Genomic DNA, 15274 nt, shown 5'->3' on the forward strand with positions numbered 1-15274 from the left:
ATGAACATCGGCTTCCCCTTCCGGATCGGCCCCGGCGGCAGGACCGCCCTGGTGGACGAGGATCAGTACGTCCGGGACCTGATCGAACAGGTGCTGTTCACCGCCCCCGGCGAACGGGTCAACCGCCCCACCTTCGGCAGCGGCCTCCACCGACTGGTTTTCGAACCCACCGGCGGCGAACTGGCGACCGCGACCCGGCTCATGGCGCACGGTGCGCTCCAGCAGTGGCTGGGCGACTTCGTCGAGGTACAGGCCGTGGACATCACCGCGGAGGAGGCCACCCTCCGGGTGACGGTGCGGTACCGGGCCCGCGCCATGGACCGGCCCACCACCGCTGTGTTCACCCGGAGGCTGCCCCAGTGACGGAACCCGAGGTCCCGACGGACACTGATCCCCGCCCACCGCGTCCCCTGCCGACCGCACCCGTCTCCACCCCGCCGACCGACTACCTCCAGCGGGACTACGCGGGGCTGCGCCGACTGCTGCTCGACCGGCTGTCGCTGCTGCTGCCCGGCTGGACCGACCGCGGGCCCGCCGACCCGGCGGTCACCCTGGTCGAGCTCTTCGCCTACCTCGGCGACCAACTCGCCTACGCGCAGGATGCCGTGGCCACCGAGGCCTACCTCGGCACCGCCCGGCGCCGGACCTCGGTGCGCCGCCACGCCCGGCTGCTCGACTATCGGATGCACGAAGGAGCCGCGGCCAGGACCTGGCTGGCGGTCCAGGTCGACGAATCCATGGCCGAACCGGAACTGGCCATGGGCACCGAGGTCGCCACCGATGACGACAGCGTGGTCTTCCACACCCTGCACCCCGTCGAACTCCGGGCCGCCCGCAACACCATCGAGATCTACACCGCGGACAAGGAACGCAGCATCCTGCCCGCCGGAGCCACCACCACACTCCTGGTCGGCAGCAACACAACACTCCAACTGCGCGCCGGGGACGTGCTGCTGTTCGAGGAGGTTCTCGGCAGCGGCGGCGACCTGGCCGGCGCCGATCCGGCTAACCGCTGGGCCGTACGTCTCAACGCCGACCCACTGCCCCAGCGGGACTCCGGCACCGATCTGCTGCGGGTGAGCTGGGACCAGGAGGACGCACCGCCCTTCCCCCTGCGACTGTGGCGGTTCCCCGGCGAGGGCGACACGACGGTCGGGGCCACCGTGGTTCGCGGCAACGTCGTACTGGCCGAGCACGGTGCCCTGGTCGGCCCCGAACCGCTGACCCCCGCCGAGGTGCCGACCCGGGGGCGCTACCGCCCCCGGCTGGACCACACCGGGCTGACCCATGCTGTGCCCTACGACCACCGGCAGGCCACCGCACGGTCCGCCACGGACGCACTCACGATCCGCCCCGCCGAGGCGGTGCCCGTGATGGTCGAACTGGAGGACGATGCCACCTCCTGGACCGTGGTGCCCGATCTGCTCTCCGGCAGCCGCTTCGCACCGGAATGCACCGTGGAGACTGACGACGACGGCCGGGCCCACCTGCGCTTCGGCGACGGTGTGCACGGCCGCGCCCCCGCACCCGGAGCCACGTTCACAGCGGTCTACCGGACCGGCGGGGGACGAGCGGGCAACGTCGGCCGGGAGGCGCTCACCCGGCCGGCGCAACCCCTCCGCGGCGTCACCGTCCGCAACCCGATGCCCGCCCGGGGCGGAGCCGACCCGGAGCCGGTGGAACAGGTGCGGCAGTGGGCACCGCAGGCGTTCCGGGTCCAGCAGCGGGCGGTCACCGACGACGACTACGCGGAGGTCACCGGACGGCATCCGCAGGTCCTGCAGGCGGTCGCGACCCGGCGCTGGACCGGCTCCTGGTACACCGAGACCGTCACTGTCGACCGCACCGGCGGCCTCACCCCCGACCAGTACTTCCGCCGACAGGTCGGCAGCCATCTGGAGCGCTACAGGATGGCCGGGGAGGACGTCCGGGTGACCGCTGCCGTCCCGGTGGCGCTGGACATCGTGATCACCGTGCGCGTCGCCCCCGGCCACCCCCGCGGCGAGGTCAAACGGGTCCTGCAGGACGTCTTCACCGCCGGACAGCGATCCGACGGCACACCCGGCTTCTTCCACCCCGACCGCTTCGCCCTCGGCGCGCCGGTCCACCTCAGCCAGGTGGTGGAGGCAGCCATGGGCGTGCACGGGGTGCTGTGGGTCGACACCGACGACACACCGCCCAAACCCAACCGCTTCCGGCGCTGGGGACACCCGCCCGCCGGGGAACTGAGGCAGGGCCGGATCCCGATCGGGCCGCACGAGGTGGCTCGCTGCCTCAGTGACCCGGGCCTGCCGGAGCACGGCCTGATCGACTTCATCATGGAGGGCGGCTCATGAGCACCCCCGCGCCGGGCGGCGGGGTGCCCAACCCGCCGGGGCGCCCGGCCCTCTCGTACCGGATCACCACCCACGCCGACACCCTCGCACGGAGCCTGGCCGAGCTGTCGCAGCAGCTGCCCGCACTCATCACGCACAGCACCGACGACCCCGCCGTCGCCCTGCTGGACGCCTGGGCCTCGGTCGCCGACATCGTCGCCTTCTACCAGGAGCGGATCGCCAACGAAGGCTATTTGCGCACCGCCACGGAACGCAGATCGGTCCTGGAACTCGCCCGCTCGATCGGCTACGAGCTCCGACCCGGGGCAGTATCCACGGCCTATCTCGCCTTCACCGTGGAGGACGCCCCAGGGGCGCCCGGCCACGCCGTCGTACCCGCGGGCACACCGGTGCAGAGCATCCCCGGCCAGGGAGAACTACCGCAGACCTTCGAGACCGGAGCGGAACTCCGGGCTGTCGCCGAGCACAACGCGATTCGCCTGCGGCAACACCGCCCACAACAGGTCGGCAGCGGCACGACCCGACTCCACCTGGCCGGAACCGCCACCGGACTGCGCCCCGGCGACGCCCTGCTGATCCGCTCCGCCGCAGAGCCGAAAGCGTGGCAGTTCCGCATCCTGCACACCGTCGAGCCGCTGCCCACCGACCCGACCGGACGCCCGCCGACCACCGTGGTCGGCTGGGACCAGGGCCTCGACCTGCCCTCCTCGGCGCTCGTCGAGGTACACGCCCTACGGCTGCGGGCCTCGATCTTCGGCCACAACGCCCCCGACTGGCGGACCATGCCTGCCCCGGTCCGGGAGAGCTACCTCGCGGCAGCCGGCCAGCGGGGTACGGCCGTGTTCGACCAAGCCCAGTTCGACGAGGCCCACGTCGCCCCCGCCACACAGTGGCCCGGCTTCGCTCTCACCGACCCGTCCAACGGGGATGACGGCCCGGTGATCGAACTCGATGCCGCTTATCCCGCGCTGCTCCCGGGCTCCTGGCTGGTGCTCCGGGCACCCGGAGTGCCGGACGAGCTGTACCAGGTCCTCGCGGCCGACCAGTCCGCCGCAGCGGACTTCACCCTGACCTCCACCACCACCCGGCTGCGGCTGCGCGGCACCGGGAAGGCGTCACAGTTCGACCGCCGCGCCACCGTGGTCCACACCCAGTCCGAGCGACTGGAACTCGCCGACGAACCCGTCACGGCCCCGGTGACCGGAAGCACACTTCGGCTCGAACGGCCCGTGACACTGACACCCGGGGCACCCGTCGTGGTGACCGGCACCACCGACCAGGGTGTCCAGACCACCGCAGTCCACCTGATCGATGCCGTGACGGATGCCGGCACCTCGATCGTCCTCGACCGGCCCCTGGAGCACCCACTCGACCCGGCCTCGGTGCTGCTGCTCGGCAACGTCGTCGCCGCGACCGCCGGGCAGACCACCGAAGAGGTGCTCGGCAGCGGCGACGGCAGGTCCACCCACCAGCGGTTCGCCCTGTTGCACAAGGACCTCGCCCATGTCCCCGCGCCGACCGCGAGCGGGGTGCGCGACACCCTGGCCGTCCAGGTCGACGGCGTCACCTGGACCGAGGCTTCCTCACTGTTTCCCCTGGGCCCGCACGACCGGTCCTACGTGGTGCGGATCCAGGACGACGCCACCGCGACCGTGGTCTTCGGCGACGGGGAACGCGGCGCCCGGCTGCCGTCCGGGCAGGAGAACGTCCGCGCCACCTACCGCACCGCTATCGGCCCCCAGGGCAACGTCGGGGCCGGCTCCCTCTCACTGCTCGTGAAACGGCCACTCGGCATCCGGGCCGTCGACAACCCCCTGGCGGCGACCGGCGGTACGGCCCCCGAGCGGCCGGACGACGTACGAACCCGGGCACCGCTGACCGTCCGCACCTTCGACCGGGTCGTCTCCCTGGCCGACCACGAGGCCTTCGCCCGGAACTTCGCCGGGATCGCCAAGGCCAGGGCGACCGTACTGCGCCCGGCTCCCACCCCCTTCCTCCACCTCACCGTGGCGGCCCCGGACGGCGCCGTCTCCCACGACACCCTGACGGCCCTGCGGGCCGCCCTCGAGACCGACGGCCTCCCCGGCCGCCAACTCGGCCTGGACAGCTACCGAGAGCTGCCCTTCACCCTGGGCATCGCTGTCCTGCCCGCCCCGGACCGTGAACCGGACACCGTGTCCGGCGCGGTCAAGCACGCCCTGACACAGCTGTACTCCTTCGAGCGACGCGACTTCGCCCAGCCCGTGACCGCCGCCGAAGCGATCGCCACCGCCCAGCGGGTCCCCGGGGTGGTGGCCGCCAACCTGACCGCACTCCGCCTGACGGGCGAGTCGGCCGCAGTGGCATCCCTGCTGCTCGCCGGCAGAGCCCGCCTCGGCGCCGGGGGCACGGCCGTTCCCGCGGAACTGCTGGTCCTGAAGGAACTCACCGTGGAGGTGATGACGTCATGAGCGAGGACCGGCCGGTGTACGACCTGCTGCCCGCCGTGCACCGCAACCGTGACGCCGAACTCGGCCACCCGCTGCGCGCCCTGCTCGAACCGGTCGAGGAGGAACTACGCAGGCTACGGGAGGACATCGACGGCCTCTACGACAACTGGTTCGTGGAGACCTGCGCCGAATGGGTGCTGCCCTACCTCGGCGACCTGCCCGGCGTCGAACCCATGGCCGCATCACCGCACGGAGCAGTGCCCAGACGGGCCTTCATCGCCAACACCCTCCGCCACCGGCGGCGCAAGGGCACTCCCGCCACCCTGGAACAGCTGGCCCAGGACATCACCGGGCTGCCCGCCAAGGTCGTGGAGTACTTCCAACTGCTCGGCACCACCCAGCACGTCAACCATCCACGCCTCGGCAATCTGCGCACCCCCGATCTGCGGGACACCGGGCGGCTCGGGCTGCTCGGCACCCCCTTCGACCAGGCGGCCCGCACCGCCGACATCCGCCATGTCGACCGCGGGCGCGGCCGGTACAACCTCGGCGCGGTCGGGCTCCATCTGTGGCGGCTCAGCGCCCACCCGTACACCGACGTCGACGCCCGCGCCGTGGACGCCGCCGCGGGCGCCTGGACCTTCGACCCGGCAGGCCGCGACCTGCCGCTGTTCACCCGGCCGCGTGGCGGCCCCACCCGAGAGATGGAGATTCCGGCGCCACTGCACCGCCTGACGCTCCATCAGCACATGGAGCAGCTCCTCTCCGGACCCGACCCGGTGTTCCGGATCGACCTGCCCGGACCCCACCGGCTGATCGCCGCCGACCTCAGCGAATGGACCCGGCCGCCCGTGACCACCGACGGCGCGCCATGGGTCGCCGTCGACCCGCTGCTGGGCAGGTTCACCCTGCCGCCCGGGATGGAACCGGACCGGGTGCGAGTCGACTTCAACCAGGGGAGCCCCGGCGACATCGGGGCCGGTCCCTACGACCGGCGGGCAACTCTCGGCACCGCGCTCTCGGCTGCCGGAACACCCTGGCCGGACACCGTCGACTGGCAGATCGGAGTGAGCCGCAACCACGCCCACGACCCGTCCGGGCCCTCCGACGGGCGGGTGGTCGCCACCCTCGGCGAGGCGGTGCGGGCCTGGAACACCCGGCCGCATCGGGCACCGGGACAGACCGGGGTCATCGTGGTGATGGACAGCGCCACCTACCACGAGGACCTCACGGGCGAGCACGGGATCGAGATCCCCCCGGGCAACCGGCTGCTGCTGGTCGCCGCCCACTGGCCGTCCGGCCTCACCCCTCGGCCACCGGACACACCCGCCTCCGCCCCGGGCCCCTTCGCCGCCGCCGGACCCAGCCCGCACCTGGTCGGCTCGCTGGAGGTGGTTGCCCCCGGCGGACGGGCCGCCCGCCCGGGCGAACTGGTCCTGGACGGCCTCTCTGTCGAGGGACAACTCACTGCCGCGCCCGGCGACCTGGACAGCCTGGTGGTTTCCGACTGCACCCTCATCGGCGGTCCGCTGCTGGCCATCGACAACCCCCGTCTGACCGTACGACTGATCCGTACCATCTGCGCCGGGGTACAGCTGGACGGCACACTGCCCGGCCTCCGCCTGTCGGACAGCATCCTGTACGGAGGCAAGGCGGCCGTGGCCGCTGACCCCGCAGACGTCGAGATCGAGGCCTGCACGATCCTCGGCACAGTGCTCGCCCGCACCCTGACGGCCACTGACAGCATCCTGCACGGCGACATCAGGGTCCGCGAGCACGAGCAGGGCTATCTGCGGTACAGCTACGCCCCGCTCGACTCCACCGTCTCCCGGCGCTACCGCTGCCACCCCGCCGACCCGGCGGCCGCCGCCCGGGTGGCCCCGAGCTTCATCTCCGAACGGCAGGGAGTCCTTGGCTTCTACCGACTGGCTGCGGACTGCCCGAGCGAAATCGCCACAGGCGCGGAGGACGGCGGCGAACTGGGTGCCTTCCACTTTCTGCACCAACCGTGGCGGATGGCCGACCTCACCGCACAGCTCGACCACTATCTCCGCTTCGGTCTGGAAGCGGGTGTCTTCTTTGCCGACTGAGCCGACTGACGTTCTTACGGAAGGACAGCAATGAAGGGCGACTTCACCCGGCGGACGTTCCGCCGCGGGAGCCACTACCGCGGCGTGCTGATGCAGCAGGGCCGGGTGCAGCTCGACGCCGACTGGAACGAGCAGCTGGACATCCAGCTCCACCACGACGAGACCACCGCGCGGGACGCCATCGGCGCCCACGGCGGACCGCAGGGCGAAGCCGGATTCGCGATCACCGACCCCAACGGCGCCGTACCCCGTGCCTGCCCTCCGACGGAACTGCGGCTGTCCCGGGGCCGCTACTACGTCGACGGCATTCTCTGCGAGAACGAGGTGCCGGTGTTCTTGGCGCACCAGCCCGACCTGCCGGACATGGGACTACCGGAGGGCGACGGCCGGTTCGTCGCCTATCTGGACGTCTGGCGGGAGCACCTCACCGCCCTGGAGCGGCCCGAACTGCGCGAGGTCGCCCTTGGCGGCCCGGACACCGGCACCAGAACCCGTACGGTGTGGCAGGTCCGCCTGGAGCTGGCGGAAGACCCCGAGGCCACCCCTGCCCAGGTCGCCCCGCCCTGGAAACCGCGCGGCAACAGACGTTCCCCCGGGCAACTCCGGGCGCGGGCGCAGCCGCCGGAGGCCCGCCACACGCCGAGCGTCGTCCCGCCGCACGCGGGCTACCGCAGGGTGGAGAACCAGCTGTACCGGGTGCAGATCCACGAGGGCAGCCAGGGCAACGCCCCGACCTTTGTGTGGTCCCGGGACAACGGCACGGTCGCCGCACGGCTGGTCGGCTTCTCCGATTCGTCGATCACCATCGACGCCCCGGGCCGGGACGAGGCGCTCGGCTTCTCCAAGGGACAGTGGGTGGAAGTGACCAACCTGGCCCGCACCCGCCGGGGCGAGCTCGGTGTCCTGGCCCAACTGGGCGAGGTGTCCGGTACCTTGCTGGGGATTGCTCATCGGGTGGGCGACCCGCGCGGGCTGTTCGGCTCCCCCGGTGCTGTGGTACGCCGCTGGGACTCCCCGGGGGCGGTGCCGATCACCGGCGACTGGATCGAGCTGGAGGACGGCGTACAGGTCCAGTTCGAGCCGGACGCCTTCCACCGCACCGGCGACTACTGGCTCATCCCGGCCAGAACCGCCGCCCTCTCCCTGACCGACCTCGACTCCGACCTCCCCGGGAACGTCGAATGGCCCCGCGGGGAGGACGGCGACCCGATCTTCCAGCTGCGGGACGGCATCGAGCACCACACCGCCGCCATCGCCCTGCTCGACCGCGTCGACGGTCTGTGGACCCAGGCGTACGACTGTCGTGCGCTGTTCGCTCCGCTCGCCGAGGCCAGACCGGATCTCAAGCCGGTGCGGGCACCGGGCCTCCGCGTGAAGCACGTCCGGCTGCTGCCGCGCAAGGAAACGAACGAAATGGACGATGACACCGGCGCCGGGGAACTGGGCAACGACACCAGCGTCGCCACGGACGACTTCCTCCGCAGCGTTGTCGTCGTGGGCTTCGACGATGTGCCGGCCCCCGTGCCCGCCACCGACCAATCCGTGCTCACCGTCACCCTCGACCTGCCCTACCCCTTGTCCCCGGCCGAGCGGGACGCCTGGCGGTTGCCACCCGGCCAATTCTTGGGCACCCAGTCCTTCGACCTCGCCGGCGTCTTGAAGAACACCGGAAGCGCATTGCTCTGGATACCGGACCTTATTCTTGTCAAACGCCTGCTGCCACTTCTGTTCGACGAGGAGATGCCCGACCGCATCCGCTGCCGCCTCACGCTCAATGGCCGCGCCCTCACCGCTAACGACCACCCCGACCGCCTTCTCAACGGCCTCGCCCTCACCCGGCCCCGCCCCGACGGCACCACCGAAGTGGTCCTTCCCACCGTCGACGACGTCCGCGGCGCCGACTTCACCTTCTGGTTCTGGATCGAACGCGCCCGCATCGAGAGTGCCTTCGACGACTCGACATTCGACGAGAACGTTTTCAGCTAAGGAGAGCCATGTCCCTCGACGAGAACCTCACGAACAAGCACCCCGGTGACCCCATCCGCTCCAAGGACTGGAACGCCCTCGCCTCCGAGACGGTCCGCCTCGATGACACCAAACTCAACAGAGGGCTGATCGGTGTCCAGATGCTACGGGCGCCCAGCTGGAATAACGAAACAACGTCCGGGGACTGGCAGCCGGTGATCAGTCAGACTGTCAACTTCGAGACCGGCACATCGCTCCTGTTGGTCGGGCAGGGCCACGGGCTCTCGAGCACCTCAGGTGTTGCTCTGGACGTGGTCATCAGGGTCAACGGGACCATCCTTGGGCAGGATGACACCGTCGGCGACCTTTCCTGGGGCGCGGGGCTTCTTCAAAACAGCTTCGGCGGCAAAACGTCGATCTGGACCCAGATCGTGGCAATCGCGGAATGCTCGGTAAAGAGCGGCGAAAGCGCGGTCGAGCTTGCCATGCGATGCCGGAGGCCGGACACGGGGAAGGACGGCTCGGTGAATTTCAGCGCCCCCACCCTCTGGCTGATCCGACTCGGCGCGAGCTGACCGAAGGAGGGCCTGCCATAGCCATGCGCAGATCCCAGGCTCTGGAGCGCGAATCTAAATCGACCTCCGTGACGGCCCGCCCCGGGGCATCACACACCCCCTGGCCGCTCCCTGCCGCCTCGGGGCTCCAGCATTCCTTCGCGAACACGGACGTTGCCCCCACAACACAGAACGCTACGGTGGCGCCGCCGACAGGGGTGTCCTACGGCGGGGCGCCGGGTGGGCTGGGGACGGGACTGACGCCCGGGACGAAGGTCGTCCGGCACGACGAGGCCGGGGACTCCACGCACTGGGAGATCGTGGGGACAGACAATTTCGGCCGATACAGGATCAGGAACACGCTCGAGGAGGGCATCACGGGGGGTGTCCCGCAGCTCGTCTCCGGCAGCAGCCGTGCCTGGGCCACGGAGGCCCTCGCCTCCGAGACGGTCCGTCTCGACGCCACCATCCCAACGGCGGCAAAACGTCGATCTGGACCCAGATCGTGGCAATCGCGCAATGCCCGGTACCGAGCGGCAAGCAAGGGGTGGTCGAGCTTGTCATGCGATGCCGGAGGCCGAACGGCGGGACGACCGGCTCGGTGAAGTTCGCCGCCCCCACCCTCTGGCTGATCCGACTCGGCGCCAGCTGACCGAAGAAAGGCCTGCCATGTCCATCCGCAGATCCCAGGCTCTGCAGCGCGAGTCCAAGTCGACCTCCGTGACGGCCCGCCCCGGGGCATCACACACCCCCGGGCCGCTCCCTGCCGCCTCGGGGCTCCGGCACTCCTTCGCGAACACGGAGGTTGCCCCCAGAACACAGGTCCAGAGCGTGCTGGGCAGCCCGGGCCGCCCGTTGGACGAGTCACTGCGCCGGGAGATGGAGCCCCGCCTCGGGGCCGACTTCTCCACCGTACGGATCCACTCCGACCCAGCTGCCGAACGCTCCGCAACGGCCGTCGACGCCGACGCCTACACCTCTGGCGAACACATCGTCGCCGGCCCAGGCGCTCTTGACCGGCGCACCATCGCTCATGAACTCACCCACGTCCTCCAGCAGCGCAGCGGCCCCGTGGCGGGCACCGACCACGGCGGCGGACTGCGGGTGAGCGACCCCTCCGACCGGTTCGAACGTGAGGCGGACACCAACGCCCGGCGTGTCATGGCCGGCCCCGCTACGACCAGGCTGCAATGGAGGCCGAGCGCCGGGGGCGGCAGGGCACCGATGATGAGTTTGTCCGGGGAGCACATCGTGCAGCGCGCGAAGGGCAAGCCGAAAAAAGATAAAAAACCCAGGCGTCGACATGTCAGTGCGGCGGGCGTAAAGCGGAGAATTGCGGCGCTGAAGCTCGTCAATGGGGGATTCAAGGGGGCCGGCAAGTGGACGAAGAAGGTTACCGCGAGAGGCTCCAGGTCGTTCAGGAATCTTCCGGACCGGCAGATCCTCCGTCACACTTCTACTCAGTTCTTCTGGTATGCCAAGAAGCGACTGGACAAGGAGGAGCAGGAGTTTCAGGCAATGTATGTGAACGAACGCATAGTCGTGGCCAGCAACTTGAATTCTTCGGCTTCCGGGATAGCTGCAAAGCTGAAGAGTGAATTCAATTCCCACATAAAAGACCCAACCAGCGAGAATCCACTGCGAAGCATGCTCTCTCAGATTTACAAGAAAGGTGACTTGCGGGGCAGGGGTGTTGCCGGAAAGTTCTCCAAGATGAATGACCCGAAAGGTTCCAGGAAGCCGCGGGACGGAGCCGAGCTCATGATTCACGGGTTGCAGCAGAGAGTTCAGGACAACCCAATCATGGAAGCGGATGAATCCTCGATCGGCGGTCTAATAAATGCCAAGGATGCAGCCGGGAAAATAATATTTCTGAAGATGGAGGGGAAATATCATGCCGAGCAGAAGCTGGTGCTCGCCCTCCGGCGATCGGGATTCGATGGTAAAGCCCATGTCTACGGGAAAAAGAGGCCTTGTGCGGCCTGCTCGGCAACTCTGGCTTATGCCGTTGCTCGAGGCGGCATGGATATCGATTTCAACCACCACGCCGGTGGATATTGGGCTACCGCGATCCAAGGATTGGTCGACCTTGCCAAGGATCTTGGAGAAGATGCCGACGGTCTCGAAAAATGGATCAATGAATGGGGTGCCGAGCTGAATCGCGAAGGTATGAACGTGGCCATCAGGATGAAAAAGGGAGTGGATCGGCATGCGATGATGGATGGCGATGAGGGAAGTCGGGATGCTTCATATGACTCGGCCTCGGATTCGGAAGCGTAATCGGTTTAATCAAAATATTAGATACTCTTTGGTGAACGGTTCTCCGCTGCAGTGCGTTCCGCTGGGCATGTCGCGCAGAGCTGCCAGGATCGCCGGGACGAGAACGTCGTGGTCGCCGGTGAGGAGGGCGGCCACGGCGTCAGGGGTGAGGTCGACGGTGAGAGCGTCGATGTGGATGGTTATGTCGTCGTCCATCCGGTCACCTCGGTGGTGGTGAGGGGGCGTTCGAGCTTGGCGTACTCGGTGCGGGCGGCGGCCAGCAGATGGTGCATGCGGACGGGTTCGCCGGAGTCCGCCGCGAGGTAGGCCGCGGAGAGGGCGATGGAGCTGATCGTGCCGCCGGGGACGGAGAGTTGGGCCAGGGCAGCGGGGTCCAAGCCGTCGGTGGGGGTCTCCGGGGGGAAGACCCTGCGCCAGATCTCGGTCCGGGCAGAGGCGTCCGGGAAGGTGAAGTGGACGGCGAAGCGCAGCCGCCGCAGAAAGGCCGGGTCGAGGGTGTCCTTGAGGTTGGTGGTGAGGACGGCCAGCCCCCGGTAGGCCTCGATCCGCTGGAGCAGGTAGCCGACCTCGATGTTGGCGTGCCGGTCGTGACTGTCCTTGACCTCGCTCCGTTTGCCGAACAACGCGTCGGCCTCGTCGAAGAGCAGCACCGCGCCGCCCGCCTCGGCGGCGTCGAAGACCCCGCGCAGGTTCTTCTCGGTCTCGCCGATGTACTTGCTCACCACTTGGCTCAGGTCCACCCGGTACAGGTCTAGACGCAACTCCCCGGCGATCACCTCCGCCGCCAGGGTCTTCCCGGTGCCGCTGGGCCCCGAGAACAGTGCCGCGGTGCCGAGCCCACGACTCGTACGGGCGGCGAAGCCCCAGTCCTCCAGGACGGTGACCCGGTGCCGTACATGGGCGGTCAGCTCACGGAGGACGCGAAGCTGATGGTCGGGCAGCACCAGGTCGACCCAGCGGGCGCGGGGCTCGATCTGCTGGGCGAGGCCGTCCAGCGAGGGGCGGGCCAGCCGCCGACACGCCTCCCACAGCGCGGTGCCGGCCTCGGGCGCGGCCAGTGCCTCCGCCGCCGCAGCGTCGACCGCTTCCAGACCCAGGTCGAACTGCCCCGCTATGCGGTCGATCCAGGTCGAGAGGCCCGCCGCGGCCGGCCCGAGGGCCTCGCGCCAGACAGTCCGCATGTCGTCCGCCCGGGCCGGGCCCACCTCCACGCGGCGACCCGAGCCCGCGATCGGCTCGCGTGAGATCACGACCGTGGGGGCGTCGAGGCGGTCGGCCAGGTCGAGGGCGAGGCGGGAGCAGTCCGGGACCGTGTCGTCGACCTCGATGATCCAGGCGGCCCCGTCCAGTACGGTCTCCCGCTCGCACAGCCGCGCCAGCAGGTCCCGTTCGTCCGGGGCCTGGGGGAGGGCGGCAGCCCGTAGGCAGACGGGCGAGGCGGAGACCTGCGCACAGGCCCCGACTGCGGCCGACCTGAGGTCGGAGACCGGCCGACCGTACAGCAGGGCCGAGCCGGACTCGGGCCGGGACGACCAGTGGGCCGCGACCCGCTCGCCCGCCTCCCTCAGCGGCACAGGGAGCGGCTTCGGCTCCGGAAGTTCCACGGTGAGCGGTTGGATCCTGGGGTCGAGGTAGGCGATCCCGGTCAGGGCGTGCAGTACCCGCTCGTCGATTCGCAGGGCGCTGCTCGTCGGCGTCTCGGGGTGGGTGAGTTCGACCAGATGCCAGCGCCGCAGCGGCCCCGCCGGGGTGAGCGCGGTCCAGTGCGTGTCGGGCAGCTTCGCCAGGCCCAGGCCGAAGGACGCCCAGGTGCGCTCCGACGCACCCTGCGCCTCCGCACAGGCACGGGCGAACTCCGTGTCCAACTCGACGCCGGCGCACATCAGCAGCAGATCCCGCTCGAATCCCGACAGCTCGAAGCCGTCCTCGATCACCTCGAGCGCCGGGGGCGCGGGCATCGCCTTTCGGAGCTCGTCACGGTGGTGGACGGCGTCCTCCAGGCCGTCCCCGCCGCTCAGCCGGAGGCGGAGCACATCGAGTACGGCCATCAGATACCGCTGGTTCGCGGTGAGCCAGTCCACGTCTGCTCACGCCCTCCGTGGCCGCACGTCGATCGAGGGCCGCACGTCGATCGAGCGGGTCGCGACCCGCGTGGGAGGCGTCGGCACCTCACGACCCTCGATCAGGACCGCCGTCGCCTGGTAGGCGATCGACAGTCGGTAGTTGGAATGGAAGAGCGACGACATCAGCTTGGTCGAGTCCTCGAGGTCCATCGGTTGCAGGCTGAAGCGCACCGAGTCCGGTTGATCCGCCAGGTCCGAGTGCTGCTGCCAGTCATTGGGGGTGACTGCGTCCCCCGCGAACCGCCGGATCAGTTCCGGGCTCAGCACCGGCCGGGAGGCGAGCGTGCTCACGGTGAGGCCCAGCAGCCGCTGGGGCTCCAGGGTGGATTCGTCACCAGAGAAGGTCAGCAGATAGTGCAGGTCGAGCGCCTGCCGAGGACGCGCCACGAGTGACTGGCCATCGGAACCGCGGGTCGGCAGATCCGCCACTGTCCAGGCGCCGTTGGGGGTGACACGGTACAAGAAGACATTGATCCCCCGGGCCTGCGCATCGGTCGCCGCCAGCGACTGGGGGCGCAGCGTGGTGACCGCGGTGTTCTCCACACCGCCCAGGGAAGGGTCGGCGAGGGCCTCGACCAGCGTCCGGGTGAGTGCCGCGGTCACCATGGCCACCGCGAGGTGGTTGCTCATCGCGGCCCTCCTTCTTGCGTACGGCGGGCAAGATAGTCGCCCAGCGACAGCGGTCGTGCCGCACGGTCGGGTTGCGCCCGGCGCGGCGGCCGGGGCCGGGGCTCGGCGGACCGGCCGGGCTCCGGTGTGGTCCGTACCTCCACCCGCCCGATGTTCACCGTCACCCGGGGCGGCTGCGGCGGCTGCGGCGCCTGCTCCGCAGGCCGGAACACCGGCGGTATGGCATCGCGTACGGCATCCCTGAGTGAACGCTCCCCCGGCATGCGGGGGCCGGCGGCGACGCGGACCGAGTCGACGGATGACGTCGGCGAGCGCTCCGGTGGCGGGGCGTCGAGCGTGAGTTCTCCCGCGCGGGTCGACAGGACGACGGGAGGGTGGGATGCCGGTGGCAGCGGGGCCGGCGCGTCGGCCCACCCGGGTTCCGGCGCGGGTTGTGCGGGTGGAGGAGGCAGGATCTGCGGGACCGGGAACGTGGGGGTGGGGGTGGGGGGCGATTGTAGGCCAAAGCTCGTCTCCGGCCGCTCGGGCGACGGCTGGAACGGCGCCCCTTTCGCACCAGCAGGGGCATCCCAGGCCGCTGTGGGTGGCGGCACCGCTTCCCGTTCCGGGTCAGGTATGCCTGTTGCGAGGAATGCCGAAGGGGCGGTGGCAGTGGGAGGAACGCTCGCGGATCCCGAGGACGCGGTGGCAGTGGGAGCGGTACTCGCGGATCCCGAAAGCGTGGGGGCAGGAGCAGCAACGCTCGGGGATCCCGAAGGCGCGGTCGCAGTGGGAGCGGTGCTCACAGACTCCGAAAGCACGGTGGCGGTGGGAGCAACGCTCGGGGATCTCAAAGGTGCGGTGGCGGTGGGAGCGTTGCTCACAGTT

11 protein-coding genes are annotated in these 15274 nt (G+C 69.9%); 8 read left to right on the plus strand and 3 right to left on the minus strand.

From position 1 onward, the window contains the following. The 7 genes from ADL01_RS02310 to ADL01_RS47640 all read left to right on the plus strand — a co-directional run bounded on the left by ADL01_RS02310 (position 1) and on the right by ADL01_RS47640 (position 11654). Complete coding sequence (locus tag ADL01_RS02310; protein WP_053740157.1) at positions 1–363, plus strand: GPW/gp25 family protein; 363 nt, start codon at positions 1–3, stop codon at positions 361–363. Beyond that, positions 360–2336 (plus strand): baseplate J/gp47 family protein, encoded by a 1977-nt coding sequence (locus ADL01_RS02315; protein ID WP_053740158.1) that lies wholly within the window; start codon positions 360–362, stop codon positions 2334–2336. Before ADL01_RS02310 ends, ADL01_RS02315 begins: the two co-directional genes overlap by 4 nt. After that, entirely contained in the window at positions 2333–4786 is a 2454-nt protein-coding gene (locus tag ADL01_RS02320) for a putative baseplate assembly protein (protein WP_053740159.1), read from the plus strand. Before ADL01_RS02315 ends, ADL01_RS02320 begins: the two co-directional genes overlap by 4 nt. Next, positions 4783–6855 (plus strand): phage tail protein, encoded by a 2073-nt coding sequence (locus ADL01_RS02325; protein WP_053740160.1) that lies wholly within the window; start codon positions 4783–4785, stop codon positions 6853–6855. The genes ADL01_RS02320 and ADL01_RS02325 overlap by 4 nt, the downstream gene beginning before the upstream one ends. Positions 6856–6885: 30 nt before the next feature. Beyond that, positions 6886–8841 (plus strand): DUF6519 domain-containing protein, encoded by a 1956-nt coding sequence (locus ADL01_RS02330; RefSeq protein WP_053740161.1) that lies wholly within the window; start codon positions 6886–6888, stop codon positions 8839–8841. Between the two features lie 8 nt (positions 8842–8849). Next, positions 8850–9395, plus strand: coding sequence for a hypothetical protein (locus tag ADL01_RS02335; RefSeq protein ID WP_053740162.1), 546 nt, complete (start codon positions 8850–8852; stop codon positions 9393–9395). A gap of 810 nt (positions 9396–10205) precedes the next feature. Continuing rightward, entirely contained in the window at positions 10206–11654 is a 1449-nt protein-coding gene (locus ADL01_RS47640; protein ID WP_420719678.1) for a DUF4157 domain-containing protein, read from the plus strand. Positions 11655–11663: 9 nt separating this feature from the next. Here the strand turns inward: ADL01_RS47640 and ADL01_RS02345 are convergent, their stop codons facing one another. From ADL01_RS02345 to ADL01_RS02355, 3 genes are read right to left on the minus strand one after another with little or no spacing between them, the layout of a single operon-like run. Further along, positions 11664–11849 (minus strand): hypothetical protein, encoded by a 186-nt coding sequence (locus ADL01_RS02345; protein ID WP_053740164.1) that lies wholly within the window; start codon positions 11847–11849, stop codon positions 11664–11666. Next, positions 11834–13735 carry an ATP-binding protein gene (locus tag ADL01_RS45685; RefSeq protein WP_234354468.1) on the minus strand — a complete coding sequence of 634 codons (1902 nt, stop codon included), beginning with the start codon at positions 13733–13735 and terminating at the stop codon, positions 11834–11836. The genes ADL01_RS02345 and ADL01_RS45685 overlap by 16 nt, the downstream gene beginning before the upstream one ends. Before the next feature lie 6 nt (positions 13736–13741). Beyond that, positions 13742–14407, minus strand: coding sequence for a DUF4255 domain-containing protein (locus ADL01_RS02355; protein WP_053740165.1), 666 nt, complete (start codon positions 14405–14407; stop codon positions 13742–13744). A gap of 651 nt (positions 14408–15058) precedes the next feature. Between ADL01_RS02355 and ADL01_RS45690 the strand changes: the two genes are divergently transcribed. Continuing rightward, positions 15059–15274 (plus strand): hypothetical protein (locus ADL01_RS45690; protein WP_234354469.1); only part of this gene is annotated, 216 nt, incomplete at its 3' end.

This window comes from Streptomyces sp. NRRL WC-3618 (assembly GCF_001280005.1).
Classification (GTDB): domain Bacteria; phylum Actinomycetota; class Actinomycetes; order Streptomycetales; family Streptomycetaceae; genus Streptomyces.